This is a genomic window from Achromobacter sp. ACRQX, assembly GCF_022346505.1.
Taxonomy (GTDB): Bacteria; Pseudomonadota; Gammaproteobacteria; order Burkholderiales; family Burkholderiaceae_B; genus Achromobacter; species Achromobacter animicus.
The window spans coordinates 1-23349 of record NZ_JAKRML010000007.1 but is presented as its reverse complement, the minus strand read 5'-3'; the positions used below and the strand labels follow the sequence as shown (position 1 = coordinate 23349).

Here is a 23349-nt window from a genome sequence, read left to right as displayed (position 1 = left end):
ACCTTGGTGCGCCTGGGCAGAACCACGCCCGGTTGGACCACGAGTGCGGGGTAGCGTAAAGCGCCTAAATCAAGGGTGTCAATGCGGCCCGAACGGATCGCCCGAAGGCATTGCGCCCTCGGCCGCCAGCGGGTCGGACAGGCGCCATCCGGATACCAGCCGGATGGCGCCGCGTGCGTCAGAAGTTCCAGCGCACGTTCAGGAAGCCCGCATTCTCGCGGCTGCCGCTGCCGAACTGGCCCTGGTAGCTCAGGCCGATCGCGGCGTTCTTGGACACGGCGACTTCCGCACCCACTTCAGCCACTGCGGCGTTGCGGGCGATGGGCGTGCCCGCAACCGTGAACGCCGGACCCGAACCGAAGGCCATCGTACGGTCGGGGTCTACATCTCCCATGGCGTGGCGCCAGCCGAGCGTGGCGCGCAGGCGGGCGGGCGCGCCCGCGATCTGCGTGTCCAGGTTGCCGCGCAAGCCGACAGTGGTAGTGGTGATGTCGTTGCTCTGGCTGTCGGCTGACAGGGCCGCGGAGCCGCCGTCTTCCGAGAAGCCGCCCATGCGCTGCTTGATCCACGCGGCGCCGACAAAGGGTTCGACGGTCACATCCGGTGAGACCGGCATGGCATAGCCCAGCTCGCCGAAGATCTGCGTGGTGTTGCCACGGTAATCCGCCTTCAGTTCCTGGCTTGCGCCGCCGATGGCCAGGTTGCGCTTCGTCTCGATGTCCTGCCAGCTGTACGCTGCGCCAGCCATCACGTTCCACGCGTTGCCGCTGGGCTGCACGAACGACTTGCCGCCGAACACCGTGACGCTGTAGCTATCCACGTCCGCCTTGGCATTACGGCTGTCCTGCCAGATCGTGCTGTCCTGGTAGCCCAGCGCAACGCCCACGCGCCAGCCGTCACCGACGCGGATGTCGCCGCCGGCCAGCACGCCGCCGGTGCGCTGGCGATAGCTGGGCGCGTTGCCGTCGCCGTCCTGGCTCTGCCAGTTGCCCAGCACCTCGGTCCACACGTTGCGCTGGCACGAGAAGCGCTCGGCGTAGCCGCCCGCGCTGCGGCCGGGTTCGCCGCACGCGCCGTCCTGGCCGCGGCCTTCGCTACGCAGGCTGTCGCGCAGGTGATTCAGCGGCAGCATTCGCACCGATTCCGAACTGCGCACGATTGCCGACGACAACGAAGCGTGACTGTCGCCCGACAACTGTTTGAAGGCCTCCGGCGCCTCGTCCCGGCTCAATCCCACGATCGACGAATACAGCGGGGAGTCCGGATCGATCTGCCCCAATGCCTGCGCCACCGCGTTCTGGTTCGCCGTGTCCGTAACCGTCTCGAACCCGGTGTCGTTGCGCTGGAAGGTCACCGTGACGTTGTTGGGGTCGTAGACCACCGCGCCGTCCAGGAAAGCAAGCTGGGGCAGGGCCGTCGAGGCGAAGGTGCCTTGCACGCCCTGGTCCGCCGTCACCACCGTGTAGGCGCTGTTTGCGGTCAGTGGCGCGGTGTTGGTCACCTGCAATGCGCCGTCAAGCGTTGCGGTGCCGGCCACGTGCAGGTTGGTGGCCGCGCTGGGCCCCACATTCACGGCGAGCGTTGCGCCGGCGGCATTGCTGAAGTTGTTGCTGACCTTCAGGCCGCCGCCCGCCGCGGGCGCGCTTTGGACCGTGCCGGCGTTGACCAGCCCCGCGATGGTGCCAGTGCCGGCCAGCGTGGCGCCGGGGCTGACCTGGACGGACGCGGGCAGCGTGGCGGGCGACTGCGCGCTGCCCAGCACGACCGTGCCTCCCTCGATCGTGGCATTGCCGGTGTACACGTGGCTGCCGTTGATAGCGAGTGTGCCGCTACCTTGCTTGACCAGGCTGCCGCTGCCGGACAACGTCCCGGTAAACGCGCCGTCCGCGCCCTGGTTGAAGACCAGCGCCGCGTTGTTGGCGATGGCGCCTTGCAGGCTGGACGTGTCGCCGATCAGCGTGCCGGCATTGACCTGCGTGCCGCCGCTGTAGCTCGACACGCCGGCCAGCGTCAATGCGCCGGCGCCTTCCTTCACCAATTGGCCCTGTCCGCTGACCGGGCCGGCCAGGACGCCGTCCGCGGACTGGTTCACACGCAGCGTCGTGCCGGCGGCCGTGCTGACCGCGCCCGCGATGCTGGTGCTGCTGCCTTCCAGCGTGCCGCCAGCAATGACCGTGCCGCCGGTGTAGCCGTTGGCGCCGTTCAGCACCAGCGTGCCGTCTCCTTGCTTGGTGAGCGCCCCGGTGCCGTTGAGCGCCTGGTTCAGCGTGAAGGTCTGACCCGCCGCGACGACATCGATGCCGCCGCCCACGCCATCGAGCGAGATGTTGCGCGCCGTCGTGGCAAAGGCCGAGTCCGCGATGCGCAGCGTCCCGCCGTCCAGCGACACGGCGCCGCCGTTTCCAAGCTGCTCGTCGGCGCTGACTTCCAGCACGCCGCTGCGGATGGCGGTGTTGCCGGTGTAGGTGTTGATGCCGTCCAGGATCAGCGTGCCGCCGTTCAGCTTCTCGATGCCGCCGGCGCCGGTGATGGGCGCGGAGATCGTGGCGGTGGCGCCGCTTTCAACCCGGACCGGCGTCTGTGCCTGCGCGATCGCGATGGCGCCGGCGGTGCCCGGTTCCAGCGTGTAGCCGTCGGTCAGGAACTGCAGGCCGGTCACGTTCTGTGTGCCTTCGACAGTGACCGTGCCCGCCGCGCCCGAGAAAGCCGCGTACTTGTCGTTCCAGCGGTCGGCGGTGGTCCCCGCCGTGTCGGTCCAGTTGGTGCCCGCAGCGCTCCACGTGCCGGTGCCACCCGCGATGATGCCGTCGGGCGTGGTCTTGGCGCCGTTCCAGAACTGGATCTCGCCGGGTTGCGTCTGCAGCACCAGGTTGATCTGGTTGGGCTGGTTCTGCAGTTGCAGGTCAGCGGTGGCCAGGGTGGACGGCAGCGTGCCGAACTGCACGCCGTTGTCCGTCAGCGTGCCGCCGTAGGCAAACAGGCGGTAGACGCCCGTGCCCAGGTTGCCGCCGTCCGTGATGTTCAGCACCCCATCCAGCCGCAGGTTCTGGGCCACCGTCACGGCCGTCGTGGCCGAATTCGGCGTGCCGAGCGTGAAGTCGAGCTGCGTCCCGTTGGACAGCGCCAGGCTGCGCGCAAACGAGATCGGATTGCCGGGGGTGCCCGCCACCAGTCGCGCGTTGTCCTCCAATTCCACGTCTGCCGCGACGGAGCCCGAGCCGCCCAGATTGCCGCCGGGGTTGATCGTGACGGGGCCACCGGTCAGCGTGCCGTCGACCAGCAGCGTGCCGCTGTTGACCGTGGTGCCGCCGCCAACGTTATTGGAGCCGGTCAAGGTCAGCGACGCGTCGCCGTCCTTGGTCAGCGTGCCGGTGTTGTTGCCGGCCGTATTGATGTTGCCGGCATAGGTGCCGTCGGCGCCGTTCTGGTTAAACACGATGGCGCTGCCGTCCACCACGGTGATGTTGCCTTGCAGGCTGGTGGCGTTGCCGGCCAGCGTGCCGGCGTTGACTACCGTGCCGCCCGTATAGGCATTGGGACCCGTCAGCGTGACCGTGCCCGCGCCGTCCTTGACCAGTCCACCGCCGCCGGTGATGGCGCCGGCGTACGTGCCGCTGCCCGGCGCCTGGTTGAAGACGACGGACGTGCCCGTCGAGGTGGCGATGTTGCCCGTAAGGCTGCTGGTGTCGCCGATCAGCGTGCCGCCCGCCAGCGTCGTGCCGCCCGTGTACTGGTTTTGGCCCGTCAGCGTCAGGGTCGAGGCATCGGTCTTGATGAGGCTGCCGGGGCCGGTAATGTTGCCGGCCAGCGTCAGGTCGTTGACGCCCGAAACCGTCAGTGGCGCGCCAAGTCCAATATCATTGCCCAGCGCAATGCCGGGCGCGCCGGCCTGCAGCGTGCCCGCACCCGCGACGGTCAGGCCGCCGGTGCCCAGTGCGGCGTTGTTGCCCGCGATGATCGTTCCGCCGGCCAGCACGGTGCCCCCGTCGTAGGTGTTGGCGTTGCCCAGCGTTAGCGTCGACGTTCCATCCTTGGTCAGCGGACCGGAGCCCGACACGACGCCATTGAGCGCCAGGTTGCCCGCGCCGCCCACGGTGACCGGACCTTGAAGTTGCACGTCGTTGGTCAGCGCCGCGCCCAGGCCCAGCAGGGTGGTGCCGCCCGCCGCTGTCAGCGCGCCCGTGCCCAAGGCGGTGTCGCTGCCGATGGCAAGCGTGCCGCCGGAAAGCTGCGTGCCGCCTTGGTAGCTGTTGTCGCCGGACAGCGTCAGCACGCCGGCGCCGGTCTTCACCAGTCCGCCCGCGCCGTCGATGTCGCCAGACAGGCCGAAATCGGCGCCGGTGATCGTCGTCGTGCCGGCCAGCGTAATAGCGTTGCTGGCGTTGACCGGGACGCTGGCCGAGAGCGTGGTGCCGTCGGCCGAGGTCAGCCGCCCGACGCCCAGGGCCGTATCGCTGCCCAGCGCGAGCGTGCCGCTGTTGAGCGCCACGCCACCCAGAAAGCTGTTTGCGCCGTTCAGCGCCAGCGTGTCCGTCCCATTCTTGATGAGGCCGCCAGTCCCGCCGATGTCGCCATTGACCGTCAGCGTGGCGCTGCCCGGCAAGGTCAGCGTGCCGTCAAGCTGCACGTCGTTGGCCAGGGCCACGGGCGCCGACGCGTCCAGCGCCGTGCCGTTGGCCGCCGTCAGCGTGCCGGTTCCCAGCGCGCCCGGCGCACCCACGGTGATCTGGCCGGCATTCAGGCGCGTGCCGCCTTCGTAGGCGTTCGCGCCTGACAACGTCAAGGTGCCGGGGCCGGTCTTAATGATGCCGCCCGCGCCCGATACATCGCCGGACAGCGTCATGGCCGCGCCATTCGCGACCGTCACGCCGCCTTGCAGGGCGACATCGTTCGCCAGTGCGACGGCGATGTCGTTCGACAGGGTGGTGCCGTTGGCCGCCGTGAAGAGGCCGGTGCCCAGTGCCGTGTTCGTGGCAACCTTGATCTCGCCATCTTGCAGCATCGTCCCGCCCGCGTAGGTGTTGGCGCCTGCCAGCACCAGCGTGCCCGCGCCGGTCTTGGTGAGCGTGGCCGCGGGATCGGCGCCCGATATCGTGCCGGCCGTGGTGAGCGCGCCGCCGGTAACGTCGATGGCGCCTGTGCCTTCCAGCGCAATCTCCCGTGCAGTCGTGCCAGGCGCGGTATTGGCATAGCGCAACGTGCCGCCATCGAAGACGACGCGATTGGCGGCGTTGCCAAGCTGGTCGTCCGCGCTGATCTCCAGCACGCCGCCTTCCAGCCGCGTGTCGCCGACGTAGCTGTTGGCCTGCGTGAAGACCAGGGTGCCGCCGTCGCGCTTGGCGATGGTCGTGTTGCCCTGGAGGGTCGTGTCCAGCGTTGCCGTCATCGACGGTTCGACGCGCAAGGTGGCAACGCCATCGCTGCCAGGCAGCGCGTTCAGCGCGCCGCCGGTCAGGGTGTAGCCATCGGTTGAGAACTGCAGGCCCTGGAAGCCTTGCGTGCCGGCCAGCGTGACCGTGCCCGCCGTGCCTTCAAAGACGCCGAAGCGGCTGCCCCACGTACCAGCCGTGCCGGTGGCGTCGGCCCAATTCTGGGTCGTTGCGTCCCAGGTGCCCGTGCCGCCTTGCCAGAACTGGATTTCGCCAGCCTGGGACTCGTTCAGGACGTTCACCTGGCCGGCCACGTTGGTCTGCAGCGTGATGACGCCCGGCGGCAGGGTGCCCAGCGCCAGGTTCATGGACGTCGCCGTGCCCGAGTAGGCAATGATGCGGTACACGCCCACGCCAAAGTCAGGGGTGCCATCGATGTTCAGCGTGCCGTTCAGATCGACGTTGCCGTGCACGTTGATGAGGCTGCCCGCGTTGGGCGCGCCCAACTGCGCGTCGATGAAGGACGCGTTGTCCAGTGTCAGCGACCCGAGTGTCAGCGCGCCCGGCGCGGCCGAACTCACCGCAATCCGGCCGCCGTTGTTGACGTTCACGTTGCCGTTGGCGGTGCCGGTGCCGGTCAGGGTGGCGGCCGGGCCGTTGACGTTGACCGTGTTGCTGGCCAGCGTGCCGCCCAGGTTCACCGTGCCGCCGTTGATGTCGAACACGCCCGAGTGGCTGCTGGCGCCGTTCAGCGCCAGCGAGCCGGTGCCGGTCTTGGCGATGCTGCCCGCGCCGGCCAGATCGCCACCGAAGACGCTATCCGCCGCGCCGCCCAGCCCCAGGCTGCCGTCCACCTGCAGCTTGCCCGCGCCGGAAAGCGCTGCGATGGATTCGGACCCGCTCAGTTGCAGGGTGGCTCCGTCGTCAATGCGCACGCCGGACGCCGAAGCGAAGAGGTTGTTGCCCTGCGTGACCAGCGTGCCTTGCGCGACGCCGACGCCACCGGTCAGCGCGTTGCTGCCGCCGAGCGTCAGCGTGCCCAAGCCCGCCTTTTCCAGATTGCCCGCGCCGGACAGCGCGCCAGCGTAGGCGCCCGCGGCGGCTTGATCGAAGGTGAGGGTGGTGCCCGCGCTGGCCACGACGGGTCCGTTGATGCTGTCGGTGTCGCCGGTGATGGCGCCGGCCTGGAGCTGCGTGCCGCCGGCGTAGCTGTTGCTGCCGGCCAGCGTCAGTGTGCCAGCGCCGGTCTTGCCCAGTGCGCCGTTGCCGGTAATGTCGCCAGCTAGCGTCCAGTTGCCCGCGCCATCCGCCGTCAGCGAGTCGGTCAGCGCCACGGCGTTGGCCAGCGTCACGCCGTCGGCCGCCGATAGCGTTGCGCTACCCGTGACATCCAGCGCGCCCGTCCCAAGCGCGGTGCTGCTGCCCGCGACCAGCGTGCCGGCCGACAGCGTCGTGCCGCCGGCATAGCCGTTATCGCCCGACAGCGTCAGCGTCGCGCCGCCGTTCTTGATCAATGCGTTGCCGCCGTTGATGTCGCCCGTCAGCGTCAGATCCTGGCTGCCGTTCACGGTCAGGTCGCCGCCGGCCAGTGCGATCTGATTTGCCAGTGTCGTGGCCGCTCCCGTGTCAAGCGCCGCATCGCCCGAGACGGTGAGCGCACCCGTGCCCAACGCCCGGTCCGATCCAACCACGATCAGGCCTTGTCCCAGCGTCGTCCCGCCTTGATAGGTGTTCTCGCCCGTCAGCGTCAGCGTGTTGGCGCCCAGTTTGGCAAGACCGCCCGTGCCGGACACGTCGCCCGCCAGCGTCACGTTCTGCGCGCCCGACACTTCGAGCGGGCCGCCGTTCAACGCCACGGCGTTGGTCAGCGTCACCGGCGTGCTCAGCCCCTGCAGAACCGCCGCGCCACCAATCGTCAGGGCGCCGGTGCCCAGCGACGAATCGCCGCCGACCTGGAGCGTTCCGCCATCGATCTGCGTTCCGCCCGCGTAAGTATTGGCGCCGGCCAGTGTCAGCGAGCCCGCGCCGGCGGCGGCAAGACCGCCGGTTCCGGAAACCTCGCCGTCAAAGCGCAATCCGTTGGTCGTATCCAGGTTCAGCGCCTGACCCAGAATGACGTTGTTGGCCAGCGTCACGGCCTGGGTCGACCCCAGCGTCGCCGCGCCGTTCACAGTGAGATCGCCGGTCCCCAGCGCCGCATCGTCTCCAACGCGCAAGGCGCCTGCGGCCAGCGTGGTGCCGCCGGTATAGGTGTTTGCACCGGCAAGGGTCAGCGTCGATGGGCCGCTCTTGGTCAGCGAACCTGCGCCATCGACCACGCCGCTCAGCGTGATGTCGCGGTCTCCGGTTACGTTCAGGGCCGCGTTCAGCGTCGCGTCGTTGATCAGGTTCAACGCCGGGCCGCCCGTCGTACCCGACAGGCCGGCGTCGGCGTTGACGAGGAGGGCGCCGGTGCCGAGCGACCCGTTCTGGCCCAACTGCAGATTGCCACCGTTCAGTTGCGTACCGCCCGTGTACGTGTTGGCGCCGGAAAGCGTCAACGTGGTGCCCGCGCCGCCAGCAATGAGCCCGCCGTCGCCGCTGATGGTCCCGAGCAGCGTGGCGTCCTGCGATTGCGCCAGCGTCAGATCGGCCCCCGATGCCACATTGATGGCGTTGCCCAGCGTCAGGCCGGTGGCGCTGTCCACCGCGGCGTCGGCCGTGACGGTCAACGCGCCCGCGCCCAGCGCGTCATTGTTGCCAAGCACCAGACGGCCGCCGTCCAAACGTGTGGCTGCATACGCATTCACGCCGTTGAGCGTGAGCGTGCCCGCGCCCGACTTGATGAGGGCGCCGTTGCCCGAGATCGTGTTGTTCAGCGTCAGATTGCCGGCCCCGCCGGTGGTCAGCGCTGCGTCCAGCACGATGCCGTTGTTCAGCGCATGCGTGCCGTCGGTCAAGAGACTGGACGCGCCGGCTACGTTCAGCGCGCCCGTACCCAGCGCAGTGTCGCTACCGACGCGGATGGCGCCGCCGATCAACGCTGTGCCGCCGCCATAGGTGTTGTTGCCGGCGAGCGTCAGCGTGCCGCTACCCGCCTTCGCCAGCGAGCCGGTCGCGCCCGACACCACGCCATTCAGCGTCAGGTCGTTCGTGCCTGCATTGGTCAACGTCGCGCCCGCGCCGATGGCGACGTCGTTCGCCAGCGTCACGACGGTTGTCGCATTCAGTCCGCCGCCGCCCGTGACGTTCAGCACGCCCGAGCCCAATGCCGTGTTGCTGCCCGCGGCAATCGTGCCGTCCGCCAGCGTCACGCCGCCGATGCCGGCGTTGTTGCCGCCCAGTGCCAGCGTGCCCGCGCCCGACTTGGTGATGCGGCCCGCGCCGGACAGGGATTGGTTCAGGGTAAAGACATTGCCGGCATCGGCGATGTCGAAGCCCGCGCCGGCGCCGATGTCGATGGCGCGCGAGGTGCCGGTGTAGCCGGTGTCGGTCACGCGCAGCGTGCCGCCGGCAAAGGCCAGACCCGTGCCCGCCGCGCCCAGGTTGTTGTCGGCACTGACTTGCAGCACGCCTTCGCTGATCTGCGTGCCGCCCGTGTATTCGTTCGCGCCGCCCAGCACCAGCGTGCCTTGGTCACGCTTGTTCAGCGCGCCAGCGCCACGGATGACGCTGTTCACCGTGCCGGTCAGCGCCGGATCCACGCGGAAATTGTTGGGGCCCTCAGCCAGGCGGATTGCGCCGCCTTGCAGCGCGTACCCGTCGGTGAAGAACTGCATGCCGGTCACGGCCTGTTCGCCGGCCACGGTGACCGCGCCACCCGACGCGCCGCCGAACACCGCGAAGTTGCCCGCCCAGCTTTGGGTCAGCGCGCCCGCCTGATTGGTCCAGTTGGTCGAACCCGCCTGCCAGGTGCCTGCACCGCCGGCCAGCGTGCCATCCGCAAGCTGCTTGGCGCCGTTCCAGAACTGCACGCTGCTGCCCGTGGTCTGCACCACCAGGTTCACCTGCTGGTTCACGGCGGTCTGGATCTGCAGATTCGACGGCACGGTGCCCGGGGGCAGTGATCCCAGCGCCAGCCCGTTGTCCGTGAGCTGGCCGGTGTAGGTGATCAGCCTGTATACGCCTTCACCAAAGCCGCCCTTGTCGGTGACGTTCAGGTCACCGTCCAGCGTCAGGTTGCCGTTGACCTGCACCAGCGTCTGCGGCGAGGCCTGCGGCGCGCCCAGCGCCACGTTGAACTGCGAGCCCTGATTCAGCGTCAGTCCGCCTAGCGTCAGGGTTTGGCCTGATGTGGCCGACAGCGCGCCACCCGAGGCAATCGTCGTCACGCCGCTCAGGACGCCCGAGCCCGCCAGCGTCGCGCCAGCGCCCACATTCACTTGCGTACTGGCCAGGCTGCCGTTCACGTCCAGCCCGCCGGACACCAGGTCGAACGAGCCGCTTTGCGTGCTGTTGCCCGCGAGCGTCAGCGTGCCGGTGCCGTTCTTGACCACATTGCCCGCGCCCGTCAGCGCGCCGCCGAAAATCGAACTGGCGTTGTCCTGCCCCATGTGCACCGTCGCCCCAGCGCCCAGGTCCAGCCGGCCGGCGCCGGCAAGCGAGCCGAACGTCTCGCTGTCCGCCAGCCGCAACACCGAGCCGGCGCCCAGGTTTACGGCCACGCTGTCAGCCAGCGCTTGTCCGCCGCGCGTCTCCACCGTGCCGGACAACAGATTCAAACCGCCGGTGAATGTGTTGTTGCCGCTCAGCACCAGCGTCTGCGCGTTGGCCGCCACGTCCACGCTGCCAGATCCGCTGATCGCGCCCGCGTAGGTCGCATCCACGTTCTGGCCGATCACGAGTTTCGAGTTGTTCAGCACGCTTGCGCCCAGGCTGCCCGCGCCAGCCAGCACGGTGCCGCTGCTGATGGTTGTGCCGCCATGTGTGTTGGCGCCCGACAGTGTCAGCGTGCCCGGGCCGTTCATCACCACGCGCCCGGGTCCGGCAATCGCGCCGGCCAATCCGACATCGTTCGCACCGGCCACCGTCAGGTTGCCGGTCAGTGCAACGTTGTTGACGAAGTTTCGCGCCGCCGTGCTCTGCAGCGTGGCGTCTGCGCCGACGGCCAGTGTGCCGCTGCCCAGCGCGGTGTCGCTCGCGGCGATCAACGTCCCCGCGTTCAGCGCGACACCGCCGCCATGCGTGTTGTTGCCCGAGAGCGTCAACGTGCCGGCGTCGTTCAAGGCGATGGCGCCGCCGCCGGACAGGTTGCCCGACAGGTTCAACGCCTGTCCGCCGGTGGCGATGCCCAGCGTGTTGCCGAGGCGGACGTTGTTGTCCACGGTCAGATTGCCCGCGGCCAGCGTCGCCGGTCCTTGGACGTCAAGCAGTCCGGAGCCCAGGCCTTGCGCGTTCGCCAGCGTCAACTGGCCCGCGTTGAGCAGTACGCCGCCGGAGTGCGTGTTGACGGCAGACAAGGTCAGGTTCGCATTGCCGTTCTTGACCAGCGTGCCGCCGCCCGATAGCGCGCCGGCCAGGGTCAGCGCCTGGCTGCCGCCCACGGTGAGCCGGTCGCCCAGCACGAACTGGTTGCCCAGGCTGACGGGCGCAGTGCTGTCCACGGTAGCCGCGCCGGTCACGTTGACCACGCCGGTGCCCAGCGCGTTGTTCGCGCCTGCGATGATCGTTCCCGCCGCAAGCGTGCCGCCGCCGAAACTGTTGGTGCCGTTAAGCGTCAAGGACCCGGTGCCAGTCTTCACCAATGTGCCGCCGGCGCCCGACATCGTGCCGTTGAGCGTCAGGTTGTTGGCGCCAGCCACGGTCAGCGCGTTGCCGAGCGTAAAGTTGTTGCCCAACGCCACGCCCGAACCGGCCAGGGTGGTCGCGCCACTGACGGTGACCACGCCGGTGCCTAGGGCGCCGGACGCGCCCACGTTGACCGTGCCGCCAGCCAGCGTGGTGCCGCCCGCATAGGTGTTGGCGCCGTTCAGGTTCAACACCCCCGACCCGGTCTTCACCAGCGATCCCGCGGCACTGATCGGCCCGTTCAGCGTCAGCGTTTCGGCGCCGTTCAGCGTCAGTGCATTGTTCAACACCATCGCGTTCTGCAGCGCGACGCTGGTTGATGAGGCCAGTGTCGCCGCACCGTTGACGGTGAGCGGCCCCGCGCCCAGCGCCGTGTTGTTGCCCACGACCAATCCACCGGCGCTGATGCGCGTCTCGGCATGCGAATTCGCACCCGTGAGGGTCAGGATGCCGGCGCCGCTCTTGACCAGCGCCGAGCCGCCCGACAGCGCGCCGGAAAGGGTGAGGGCGGAGGGGTTGGTCAGGGCAAGGTCGGCGCCGAGCACGATGTTGTTGGACAGGCTGGTGGCGCTGCCGGGCTGCAGCGACGACGCGCCGTACACAACGAGGTCGCCCAATCCCAGCGCGCTGTTGCCGCCCAGCGCCAATCCGCCGCCGCCGAGCCGCACGCCGCCAATGTGCGTGTTCGTGCCAGTGAGCGTCAGGACGCCCGCGCCGGACTTGTCCAGCGCGCCGGCGCCGGAGATGTTGCCGGCCAGCGTCATGTTGTTCGTGCCCTGGACGCCCAGGCCGCCCGCATTGAGCTGGATGGCGTTCGCCAACGACAGTCCCGACGTGGCGGGCGCAATGGCGCCGCCGTTGCCGACAAGCGTGCCGGCTCCGAATGCGGTGTTGCTGTCGAAGTTGACCAGGCCGCCGTTCAGCGTGGTCTGGCCGCTGACCAGTGGCCCGTTGATCGTCCAGGTGCCGCCATTGACGCGCAGGTTGTTGAAGTTGCGGTACACCGTCGAGCTTGCCGTGCCGGTGCCGGTGGTGCCGGTTGCGCCGGGGTTTTGCAACACCAGCGTGTTGTTGCCGTTCGCGCCGCCGTCCACCGTGCCGCCCTGGGCAAAGCCCAACGCGATGCTGACGTCCAGGCCGGCCACGGCCAGGTCGACGCCCACGTCCGGGCCGCCCGCCGAGATGGTTGACCCGGTCACGGCGGTGAACGTGTTGGTGCTGTTTTGCCCCATGCTCACGCTGCCATTGATCGTGCCCGCGTTGACGAAGCTGTTGCCGGTGGCCGATCGGCCCAGGCCCACACGACCGTTGATGACACCGCCCGCCGCATTGTTCACAGTGACCGGCGCGCCGCCATAGGCGGCAATGACGGGGCTGAGATTGAGCAACGACAGGGAAAGCAGGCCTGGTTTCAGGCCGATCGTGCCCGAGTTGTCGATGTTGATGCTGCCCGTGGCATTGCTGCGCAGGGAGAGGGCGGCGCCGTCCAGCGTGGTGAGCACCTGCAGACCCAGCACCGACAGGCCGGCGCCGTACAACGTGCCGCTGTTGTTGACGCGCACTGCGCCGGCGTTTGACGCGTTGCCCATGATCGCGCCCGAGGTGCCGACCGCCGCCAGGGACAGCGTGGGATCGATCAGTCCCTGGTTGGTGAGCGTGGTGTTGCGGCCGGTCAGCTTGACGGCGGCCGAGCCCGGCAGTGCGACCAAAGGCCCTGAGGACTGGCCTGCCGGCGTCACCAATACCGAAACGTCGTTGGCGCTGCTGGTGACCGTGTTCGGATTCAACAGCGTCCACGCGTCATTGCAGAGGATGCTGGCGCCGGTCGTCGTGCATGCCAGCGCGGCTGGCATGGGCAGCATTAGCAGCGCGAGGACGCGCCAGACATAGTTCAGATGAAGGGGAACGGGGAAATAGCCATGCCGGTGGCCAGATGTCATTGTCAGCTCCAGGGGACGGAAGGAGCCTTACCCGTTTTTCGCACACATCAACCAGCCGCAAACGGACAAGGCGGTGCTGCAACTTCAGGTACCCGGCGGCGGTTGATGTTGTTGTCCCGTCCGCTGAATAGGGGTCAGTGTTGGGGGCAAATGAGGGTCGCGGCTGTAAACAATTCGCGTCAAACGTAACGACATAGTTCGACATAATTGCGGATTATCTCTGTATGCAACCTACGTTTAGTTTCTGATGTTTCAGTTTGAATTATTGGCGATTGATAATGTTGCGCCGCAATGACATTTAATCGTTCGCGGATTTATGAGGAAAATAAATACTTGAATACGATTGCAGGATTGAATTCAACTTAGTGGCTCAAGCCATTGAAAAGACGCATGTATTTCTACGATATGGCCGCAGCGGGCTGCTATGAAATTTCTTCGGCACGTTATTTCATCTGGCGATCCGGGAATGCGAATTGCTGGGCTCGGATAAATCCATTGCGAAGCGCCTGATAATCCGCGCCTCGTTTTGCGCAAAATCCGGAAATAAAAAGTTCCGAAATCCGGCGGGATTTCGGGACTGCGAGGTGCGTCGTTCGCATCAAAACGCAAGCAAGCGTAAACGGCCTCAGGCGGGCGCTTCCTCCGACGTTCTTTCGAACGAAATTGTGCCCAGCGCAGCCTGGGCACGCGCCCGGCCAACCTCCAGCCATTCCGGGCCCCGGGCCGTTCCCTCGACCGCGACAAAGGTCACCTGCGTCAATCCGATCGTCGCCAGCACGTGACGCAGGTACGGCGTCAGGAAGTCCGGCTGACGGGCCTCTTCACCGCTGAACGCGCCACCCGACGAAATCGCGACATACACCGGCCTGTCAGCGAGCAGGCCAACCTTGCCTTGGGGCGTGATGTGAAACGTGTGGCGGACCCGGACCACGTGGTCCAGCCACGCTTTCAGCGAGGAGGGCACGGTGAAGTTGTGCATCGGCGTCGCCAGCACGATGTGGCTGGCCTCGTCCAGCATCCGGATCAGATCGCCGGACGCGAGCAGCGAGCCATTTTCCAGTCCGTCGGCTTCGGGTTCGTCTCGCGCCGCCAACACAGCCGCATAGTCGCCATCCGCATGGGTGAGGGTGGTGGCGTCGAACTCCACGACGTCCAAGCCGCCGGCTGGACCCGTCCGGGTCAGCCGGTCGATGATCTGCTGCGACAGACGATAGCTTTCGGACTCGAGCCCCCGCGGGCTGCAGCGAATTCGAAGAATGCTCATTCGGAACTTCCTTTCAAGGGTTTGCTGAACCGGATGGCGCTGGTCAACAGGCCCTGCCGGAAATAGAAGCGTTGCGCCAGCGCGTTGCCCAGCCCGGTATCGAGCACAAACTTGTCGCAGTCCGCATCGCGAGCGAGTTGGTCCAGTTCGGCGATCAGCCGGGCGCCCCAGCGGCTGCCGCGCGCCGAGGGATCCACGACCAGGTCGTCCACGTACATGAAGCGCCCGTAGATCAGGTTTTCCTGATAGCGGTATCCGGCCAGCGCCACCGCCTGGCCGTCACGCATGACGGCGAGCAGCCGGTAGTTCTCCTGGTGCATCCGCGCCAGGCGTTGGACGAAGTCGTCCGCCTGGGCCAGATGCGGACGCAGTTCGCGCATCAGCGGCAGGCAAGCCCGCCATTCTTCCGGCGTCTCCAGATGGCGCAGTGCCGGCTCAGTGGAGGATGTATGCATGGATCAGTCCCTCAGGGGTTGGGGCGCTGAACGTACGCCCACCGTGAGTACGAATCTTAAAAAGCGCATGCCATAATTTGAAGGGCCATAAATGCGCTTACGGACTATGCCATGATTCCTGCAACACCCGACGCTCTGCAAACCGTCGCCGGCGCCGCCGGCCTCCCGCTGTACCGGCAGGTCTACGAGCGTTTCCGTAGCGCCATCGCCGAAGGCGCCCTCAAGCCCGGCGACCGCATCCCGTCGGCACGGGCGCTCGCCAAGGAAATCGGCGTGGCGCGCGGCACCATTGAAGTCGCTTACTCGCTGCTGGCGTCGGAAGGGTACATCCAGGCGCGCGGCCAGGCGGGCACCGTGGTCGCACCCAACCTGCAACCCGCCGCGCGTATGCCCTCGGCGGCCCCGGCGGCCCGGGCCCGGCCCGCCGAGGTGGTCGAAGATCGCTGGCCGCGGCCGGCCGCGCCGCTGCCATTCCAGATGGGGCTGCCCGCGCTAGACGCCTTTCCGCGCAAGATCTGGGCGCGGCTGGGCGCGCGGCATCTGCGCAGCATGCAGCCGCCCGACCTCGGCTACCCGGATCCGGCCGGACTGCCTGGGCTGCGGACCGCCACGGCGGCTTATCTGCAGGTCGCGCGCGGCATCCAATGCACGCCGCGCCAGGTGTTCATCACGTCGGGCTACAACAACACCATGCAGCTCATCATGCAGGCGCTCTTCAAGCCCGGCGATTCGGTCTGGGTGGAAGACCCCGGCTATCCACCCACGCGGGTGCTGCTGGCGCAGGCCGGGATGCAGGCCGTGCCCGTGCGCGTGGACGCGGAAGGTTTGGTGGTGGAGGCGGGCATCGCGCAGGAGCCGCGGGCCCGGGCGGCCGTCGTGACGCCCGCGCATCAAAGTCCGCTGAGCCTGTCGCTGTCGCTGCCCCGGCGCCAGGCCTTGCTGGACTGGGCCGAACGCAACAGCGTGTGGATCGTGGAAGACGACTACGACGGCGAGTACCGCTACGTCGGCCGTCCGCTGCCCGCGCTGAAAAGTCTGGACCGGCAGGGCCGGGTGCTGTATTCGGGCACCTTCAGCAAGGTGCTGTTCCCGGGTGTGCGGCTTGCCTATCTGGTCGTGCCCGAAGATCAGGTGCCGCGTTTCGAGCGCCTGTGCATGCTGCTGGCGGGCGGCGCACCGGCGTTGACGCAGGCCGTGCTGACGTCGTTCATCAACGAAGGCCATTTCGCGCGTCACATCCAGCGCATGCGCCGCCTGTACTGCGAACGGCGCCACGCCACGGCGGCAGCATTGACCGATGTCATGGGGTCCCGCTTGCGCATCGATTTGCAGCCGGGCGGCATGCACCTGGTGGCGCGCCTGGAAGGCCATCAGACCGATCGCGAACTGGCGTCGCGCATGCTGCAGCACGGCCTGTATGCGCAAGCCTTGTCGCACTGGTCGGCGGCGCCCGATGCGCGCTCCGGCCTGCTCATGAGCTTCACCAACATCGTGTCGGCCGAACAGGCGGAGCAACTGGCCCGCCGGATCCTGCAACTGATGTGAATCGCAGAAGGCAAGCGCTGGTCAGTTCAGGCCCGCCTTGTCCAGGCCAAAGGCCTCGTCGGCCGAACCCGGAACAGTGCGGAAGGCGACGTTCAGGCGATTCCAGCCATTGATGGCGACCACCCGGAACGTCAGGTCCGACAGCTCGCTTTCCGTGAACTGGGCGCGCACGGCGTCGTAGATTGCGTCCGGCACGCCATGAGGGGGCAGGGTGGTCAGCGCCTCGGTCCATTCCAATGCAGCGCGTTCACGGGGCGAGAAAAGCGGCGATTCGCGCCAGATGGCGACGTGATGCAGGCGCAACGCGCGCTCGCCTTTGATCGTCGCTTCCTTTACGTGCATGTCCAGGCAGAATCCGCAGCCGTTGATCTGCGAGGCGCGGATATCGACCAGGTCTCCCAATTCCTGGACCACGGCGGTTTTCTTGAGCGCCATGCTCAGATCGACATACTTCTTCGACAGGACTTCGGACACCTGGAAGTAATTCAAACGCTGGCTCATGTGCATACCTTTCTGATGCGATGGAAGTTGAACTGACCGGACCATGATGCTGCCGATTGGCCTAACGCTGAAGTGCCATGAATCCGCTTTTGGTATGGGCCATGATCCGCCGCGAGCAAGGCGCGGCAAGCGCCAATTCCTGACATTTATCCGATTGAATCCCGGCCGTGGCCCGGCTATAAGCTTGGAACTGGGGCCCGAAAGACATCGCCGCCCCGACTCCCAAGAAGCCCGAGCCGATGCCGCACCCATCCCCCCATGACGAACATGTCGACAGCAAGCCGGCCACCGGCGCACGCGCCCAGACAGGCCGCGGATCCTGCCTTGAAGTTTTTCTGGTGTTCCTGCGCCTGGGCTTGACGTCCTTTGGGGGACCGGTGGCGCACCTGGGTTATTTCCGCACTGAATTCGTCGACCGGCGACGCTGGCTCGATGACTACGCGTTTTCCGACCTGGTCGCGTTGTGCCAGTTTCTGCCAGGCCCCGCCAGCAGCCAGGTTGGCATGGCGATCGGCCTGCGCCGGGCCGGCTGGGCCGGCATGCTGGCCGCGTGGATCGCATTCACGCTGCCATCGGCGCTCGCCCTGATCGGCTTTGCCATGGGACTTGCTCACTATGGCTGGCTGTCCGAATCGGCCGCCATCCATGGCCTGAAGGTCGCGGCGGTCGCCATTGTGGCGCAGGCGGTCTGGGGCATGGGCAGATCGCTCTGTCCGGACAGGCCGCGCGCCGCGCTGGCTATCGCCGCCGCATTGCTCACCGTGGTGCTGCCCACGGCGCTGGCGCAGATCGGGGCCGTCGTGCTGGGTGCGGTGATCGGCGCGGCCTTCCTGCAATTGCCGCCCCGGCCCGTCCTGTCCAATGCGTCGTCGGGCGTGCCGCGAGTGGCAGGTCTGGTGTCGCTGGGCCTGTTTGCCGCGTTGATGGCAGGGTTGCCATTGTGGGCGCTGCTGTCGGACGGGGCGCTGGCCAGCCAGATCGCCGGCTTCTACCGCGCCGGCGCCCTGGTCTTCGGCGGCGGGCACGTGGTGCTGCCGCTGCTCGAAACCGCGTCCGTCTCTTCCGGGATGGTGTCCAACGCGGAATTTCTGGCCGGATACGGCGCGGCGCAGGCCATGCCCGGCCCGTTGTTCACCTTCGCGGCGTTCCTGGGCGCCATGTCGTCCGGCCCCTTGTCCGGCTGGGCGGGCGGCCTGACGCTGCTGTGCGTCATCTTCGTGCCGGGCGCCTTGCTGCTCGCCGCGGCGCTGCCATTCTGGGATACGTTGCGCCGCCGGCCCGGCGTGCGCAACATGGTGGCCGGCGTGAATGCCAGCGTCGTCGGCATCCTGCTCGGCGCGCTGTACGACCCCGTCTGGACCAGCGCGATTCTCGGCAAGGCCGACTTCGGCCTGGCGTTGCTGCTGTTCGCGCTGCTGGTCTATGGCCGGTGGTCGCCGGTGTGGGTGGTGCTGCTGGCCGCCGTCAGCGGCTGGTCGCTGGGCTGGCTGGTCTAGCCATTGCGGGTATCAATCCGCCGGCCCAGTGCCGGCGACAGCAGCAGCAACGGCGCCACAATCACCGCCCCGATCAACGCCATGGCGGCCTGCGGCGCCATCCCGCTATCGAGCAAGACGGTCGCGATCACGGCCGACCCGCTCATCTGGAACAACCCGTAAACCGCTGCAGCGGTGCCCGCGCGGTCCGCGAACGGTTCCAGCGCCAGACTCAACCCCGATCCCAACGCCAGCGAGAACCCCACGGTCAGCACCGCCACCGGCAGCATGAAGATCCAGGCGGAAAGCGGCGCCCACAGCCATGCCCCCAGATGCAACGCCGACGCCAGCAGCAGCGCCGCCATGCCGACGCGCACCATGGTGTAGCGGCCATACCGGGCGATGAACGCCGGCGCCAGGAAGAACGCGGCGATGTTGATGGCCGCATTGCCACCGAACCACGCCGAAAATCCCAGCTCTGAATAGCCGAGTTGCTGCACCAGCACGACCGGCGCGGCCGACACGAACACCAGAATCATGGCCATGCCCGCCATGCCGAAACACGCGAAGTACAGGAACCTGCCGCTGGCAACGATGGGCGCATAGCGGGGCAGGCTGTACAGCGCGCCCGGGCGGTGCGCCGGCCTGGACCGCGTCTCCTCGAAGCGCAGCGCAAGCAGCGCCGCCAACGCCAGCGCGAACACCGCCATGAACACGAACGTGCTGCGCCAGCCCGCATGGAGCGCCAGCATGCCGCCCACCATCGGCGCCAGCGCGGGCACCGTACACAGCGCGCCGTTCAGATAGCTATAGACGCGCGCGCCGACGGCCGGGCTGAAGCAATCGCGGACGGCGGCAAACGCCACCAGCGACGCGGAACACGCGCCCAGTCCCTGCACAATGCGCGCGGCATAGAACACGTCGAGCGAAGTTGCCGCCGCGCCCAGCGCGGAGCCCGCCAGATACGCCAGCGCCCCGCACAGCGCCACGGGCCGCCGGCCATAGCGGTCGGCAAGCGGTCCGATCACGACCTGACCCAGACCGACCGCGAAGATGAAAAGCGTGATGCTGGCCTGCAGCGCGCCGATGGGCTCGTCAAACGCGTGCGCCATGGCGGGCAGGGAGGGCAGGTAGATGTCGATGGCCATCGGCGTAAGCGTGACCAGTCCCATCAAAAGACCGATCAGCCAGCGCTGGCCTCGAGGCGTCAAGGCAGACTTCATTGCAGGCTCTGGGCCCATTGCAGACCCGGGAAAACCCGACATTATCCATGATCGCGCGTCGCTGGCCTGGCGTAGAATGCCTTTCCCATGAACCCGCCCGCCTTGCGCCCTCGCATCGTCATCCTCTACTGCACGCAGTGCCAGTGGCTGCTGCGCGCCGGCTGGATGGCGCAGGAACTGCTATCCACGTTTTCGACCGATCTGGGCGAAGTGGCGCTGCAGCCGGGTACAGGTGGCATCTTCCAGATCACCTACAACGGCGACCTGATCTGGGACCGCAAGCGCGACGGCGGTTTTCCCGACGCCAAGGTGCTGAAGCAGCGCGTGCGCGACCGCCTGGATCCGGGCCGCCCGCTTGGGCACATCGACGGTCATGGCGGCAGCGACGCGTCCGCACCCGAACACTGAAAGGCCGCCTTCGGGAAAAGGTAGGCAATGCCGCTGGCCAGGAAGGGGTCCAGTCATCTTGGATCAGTCAATACGCCAATTCTTGGCCCTGTTGCACCGGCATGCGGCAGGGTAATGTTGCGGTCATCAACCACAGCAAAAGGAATTGGAATGACCCGCCTGAACTGGCAAGAAACCGCACCCGACGGCGCGAAGGCGCTCTTTGGTATCCATCACTACGTCACGCAGCGCACGGCGCTACCCGCGGAACTCGTGCATCTCGTTTTTCTGCGCGTCTCGCAGATCAATGGCTGCGCGCACTGCATCGACCTGCACACCCGTGACCTGCGCAAAACCATGTCGGTCGACAAGATCACGCTGGTGCCCGTGTGGGACGAAGTTCACCACCTGTTCTCCGACCAGGAACGCGCAGCATTGGCGTGGGCAGAGGAAGTGACCCGCGTCAGCGAAACGCACGCCTCGGACGAAGCCTACGCCGCCGCCTCGGCCGCGTTCGCACCGAAGGACCTGGTCGACCTTACGATCGCGATCGCTGCCATGAACGCGTTCAATCGATTGGGCGTTCCCTTCCGGGTTCCCGTCGCCGCCAAGGCATAAAAGCCCCACAACGCCAGCCAGACGTGCGCGGCGTTTGCGGTCAGCCAGCGATACGCAAAAAAAAGGCCGGTCCTTGCGAGACCGGCCAAAGCAGCACTACCCCGAAACTTGCCTTGCGGTTACGCAGCAGACTCCGCGTGCTTGAGCGCTTCGCGCGCCTTGCGTGCGCGCAGGGCCGACACCGCGAGCAACGCGATCAGTCCCACGCACGCCAGGATGAAGCCCAGGCTGATGGGCCGCGTCACGAAGATCGACAGCTCACCACGGGACAGCAGCAGGGCGCGGCGGAAGTTTTCTTCCACCATCGGCCCGAGCACAAAGCCCAGCAACAGCGGCGCCGGTTCAAACCGCAGCCGGATCAGCGCGTAACCCGCCGCGCCAAACAAGGTCACCATCCCCACGTCGAACAGGTTGTTGTTCGTGCTGTAGACCCCCACGCAGACAAAGAACAGCGCGGCAGGGAACAGATAGCGGAAGGGAACGGTCAACAGGCGCACCCACATGCCGATCAGCGGCAGGTTCAAGAGCAGCAGCAGCACGTTGCCGACCCAGAAGCTGGCGATCAGCCCCCAGAACATGTCGGCGTGCTCGATCATCATCTGCGGACCCGGCTGGATGCCGTGGATGATGAGCGCGCCCAGCATCAGCGCCATGACCGGGTCGCCAGGGATGCCCAGGCTCATGGTCGGGATGAAGCTGGTCTGCGTCGAGGCGCTGGTGGCCGCTTCCGGACCGGCGATGCCTTCGATGGCGCCGCGGCCGAAACGGCGCGGTTCCTTTGCAACCTTCTTTTCCGTTGCGTACGAGATGAACGACGCAATGGTCGGACCCGTGCCCGGCAGGATGCCGAACGCCGCGCCGATGGCCGTGCCGCGCACCAGCGCGCCGCGCGATTGCTTGATGTCGCCGGCTTCCGGACGCATGGACTTCAGGCTCACCTTCGCGGACGTGACCTTGCTGTCGCCGCCGATGCGATTGATGTTCTTCAGGAAGTCCGCCACGCCGAAGAGGCCCATGGCCAGCGCCACGATCTGCAGGCCATCGGACAGTTCCAGGATGCCGAAGTGAAAGCGCATCGTGCCCGTGTTGACGTCCGTGCCCACCACGCCCAGCAGCAGGCCGACCACGACCATCGCCACGCCCTTGATCGCCGATCCCTTGGCCAGCGTGGCGCCGGCCAGCAGGCCCAGCATCATCATCGAGAAGTACTCGGCCGGACCGAACTTGAACGCAACGTCGACCAGCAGCGGCGAGAACAGGATCATCGCCAGGATGCCGACGGACGCGCCGCAGAACGACGAGAACATCAGCATGAAAAGCGCCGAGCCGGCCTTGCCGTTGCGCGCCAGCGGATTGCCGTCCAGACACGCCACCGCATGCGACGCGGTGCCCGGCAGGTTCAGCATGATCGACGTGATCCCGCCGCCGTATTGCGAGCCGTAGTAGATGCCGGACAGCATCACCAACGCCGCGGTGGGCGTCATCGTGTAGGTCAGCGGCAGCAGGATCGAAATGGCGGCCAGCACGCCCATGCCCGGCAGCACGCCGATCAGGTTGCCCATGAACACGCCGAAGATGGCCCACATCAGGTTGTCCAGCGCGAACGCGACAGAGAACCCGTGCATCAGGTTATTGAAGATTTCCATGGATCAACCCCAGCGGAACAACGGAAACTGGAGCTGCAGGGCCCAGGAGAAAACCGCCACGCCAAGCACCGTGACACCGGCGGCAAGAATGGCTGCGCTGCGCCAGGTGTGCTGGCGATCGCCCATGGCAGAGATGAAGACCAGCACGAAGGTCGCCGGCACCAGGCCGCCGAACTTGCCGATCAGAATGAAGGACAGCAACCCGCCGATGATGCAGCCCCAGCCGCGCCACTCGGGCGGCGCCACTTCTTCGGCATCTTCCTCGGCAACCACAGGCGACGTCGCCGTCTTGGCAATGGCCAGCCCCAGAAGCACGAGCAGCACGCCCAGAATCGCGGGGAACATGCCAGGACCCATGCGATCAAGGCTTCCCAATGTGTAGGTTGACGCCTGCGCGATGGCGCCCAGGCCCAGCACGATCATCGTGCCCGCGGCCCACGCCTCGCGCCGTACGGCGCTGCTTTTTGATTGCATGGTCTTTTCCTCCCGTTGTTGTGCTTATGTCTGACTGCGGTCTGAACAAAAGCTGACACTGCAATGAATGCGGGAGTCTAAAAATCCAAACTTCCGTTCACCTTTCAAGGTTCGCGAAAGTTGCGCGCGGGTGTGCGTATCGCCACGAAACCGGGGGAAATCCCTAGGCCTTTTTCAACCGAAAAGCGGGCGTTGCGCGCATGCGGATCACATGCGCGCATGCGTATTGATGGGTACTACAGGCCCAGTTCCGACAGCCCCGGATGATCGTCGGGACGGCGTCCCAGCGGCCAATGGAACTTGCGGTCCGCTTCCTTGATCGGCATGTCGTTGATGCACGCATAGCGGTTGAACATCAGGCCGTCTTCGTTGAACTCCCAGTTCTCATTGCCATACGAACGGAACCAGTTGCCCGAATCGTCATGCCACTCGTAGGCATAGCGCACCGCGATGCGGTTGCCGTTGTAGGCCCACAGCTCCTTGATCAGGCGGTACTCCAGCTCGCGCGCCCATTTGCGCGCCAGAAACGCACGCGCTTCCTCGCGGTTCGTTGCGAACTCGGCGCGGTTGCGCCAGTGCGTGTCCAGGCTGTAGGCCAGCGAAACCTTGTCGGCATCGCGGCTGTTCCAGCCGTCTTCGGCCAGGCGGACCTTCTGGATGGCGCTTTCGTGCGTGAAGGGGGGGAG

The 23349-nt window shown here is 67.1% G+C and carries 12 protein-coding genes; 4 read left to right on the top strand and 8 right to left on the bottom strand.

Translation table 11 applies throughout. From position 1 onward, the window contains the following. Nucleotides 1-178 precede the first annotated feature (178 nt). From MHZ91_RS08630 to MHZ91_RS08620, 3 genes are all read right to left on the bottom strand, one after another. On the bottom strand, nucleotides 179-13075 hold the full coding sequence (locus MHZ91_RS08630) for an autotransporter-associated beta strand repeat-containing protein (RefSeq protein ID WP_239213309.1): 12897 nt from the start codon (nucleotides 13073-13075) through the stop codon (nucleotides 179-181). A gap of 625 nt (nucleotides 13076-13700) precedes the next feature. Further along, nucleotides 13701-14339 carry an FMN-dependent NADH-azoreductase gene (locus tag MHZ91_RS08625; RefSeq protein WP_239213308.1) on the bottom strand — a complete coding sequence of 213 codons (639 nt, stop codon included), beginning with the start codon at nucleotides 14337-14339 and terminating at the stop codon, nucleotides 13701-13703. Then, nucleotides 14336-14794 carry a GNAT family N-acetyltransferase gene (locus MHZ91_RS08620; protein WP_175121554.1) on the bottom strand — a complete coding sequence of 153 codons (459 nt, stop codon included), beginning with the start codon at nucleotides 14792-14794 and terminating at the stop codon, nucleotides 14336-14338. The genes MHZ91_RS08625 and MHZ91_RS08620 overlap by 4 nt, the downstream gene beginning before the upstream one ends. A gap of 111 nt (nucleotides 14795-14905) precedes the next feature. On the opposite strand from MHZ91_RS08620, the gene MHZ91_RS08615 reads away from it, so the two are divergent. After that, entirely contained in the window at nucleotides 14906-16339 is a 1434-nt protein-coding gene (locus MHZ91_RS08615; protein WP_239213307.1) for a PLP-dependent aminotransferase family protein, read from the top strand. Nucleotides 16340-16360: 21 nt separating this feature from the next. Here the strand turns inward: MHZ91_RS08615 and MHZ91_RS08610 are convergent, their stop codons facing one another. After that, nucleotides 16361-16840, bottom strand: a complete 480-nt coding sequence (locus MHZ91_RS08610; protein ID WP_239213306.1) for a carboxymuconolactone decarboxylase family protein — start codon at nucleotides 16838-16840, stop codon at nucleotides 16361-16363. Nucleotides 16841-17079: 239 nt separating this feature from the next. On the opposite strand from MHZ91_RS08610, the gene chrA reads away from it, so the two are divergent. Continuing rightward, nucleotides 17080-18336 carry a chromate efflux transporter gene (gene chrA / locus MHZ91_RS08605; protein ID WP_175121551.1) on the top strand — a complete coding sequence of 419 codons (1257 nt, stop codon included), beginning with the start codon at nucleotides 17080-17082 and terminating at the stop codon, nucleotides 18334-18336. Here chrA and MHZ91_RS08600 read toward each other — a convergent pair. Continuing rightward, the gene (locus MHZ91_RS08600) at nucleotides 18333-19538 is read right to left on the bottom strand and encodes a multidrug effflux MFS transporter (RefSeq protein WP_239213305.1); all 1206 of its coding nucleotides are present in this window, start codon (nucleotides 19536-19538) and stop codon (nucleotides 18333-18335) included. The two genes, chrA and MHZ91_RS08600, sit on opposite strands and share 4 nt — an antisense overlap. 87 nt (nucleotides 19539-19625) lie before the next feature. On the opposite strand from MHZ91_RS08600, the gene MHZ91_RS08595 reads away from it, so the two are divergent. Further along, nucleotides 19626-19946 carry a SelT/SelW/SelH family protein gene (locus MHZ91_RS08595; protein ID WP_175121549.1) on the top strand — a complete coding sequence of 107 codons (321 nt, stop codon included), beginning with the start codon at nucleotides 19626-19628 and terminating at the stop codon, nucleotides 19944-19946. Between the two features lie 150 nt (nucleotides 19947-20096). Continuing rightward, a complete protein-coding gene (locus MHZ91_RS08590; RefSeq protein WP_175121548.1) occupies nucleotides 20097-20543 on the top strand; it encodes a carboxymuconolactone decarboxylase family protein in 447 nt (148 codons plus the stop codon). A gap of 119 nt (nucleotides 20544-20662) precedes the next feature. Here MHZ91_RS08590 and MHZ91_RS08585 read toward each other — a convergent pair whose 3' ends face one another. The 3 genes from MHZ91_RS08585 to MHZ91_RS08575 form a co-directional block, all read right to left on the bottom strand. Then, nucleotides 20663-22189 (bottom strand): tripartite tricarboxylate transporter permease, encoded by a 1527-nt coding sequence (locus MHZ91_RS08585; RefSeq protein WP_175121547.1) that lies wholly within the window; start codon nucleotides 22187-22189, stop codon nucleotides 20663-20665. 3 nt (nucleotides 22190-22192) lie between these two features. Next, complete coding sequence (locus MHZ91_RS08580; RefSeq protein WP_175121546.1) at nucleotides 22193-22663, bottom strand: tripartite tricarboxylate transporter TctB family protein; 471 nt, start codon at nucleotides 22661-22663, stop codon at nucleotides 22193-22195. Nucleotides 22664-22899: 236 nt separating this feature from the next. Beyond that, nucleotides 22900-23349: DUF1348 family protein (locus tag MHZ91_RS08575; RefSeq protein ID WP_239213304.1), on the bottom strand; the 450-nt coding region annotated here is incomplete at its 5' end.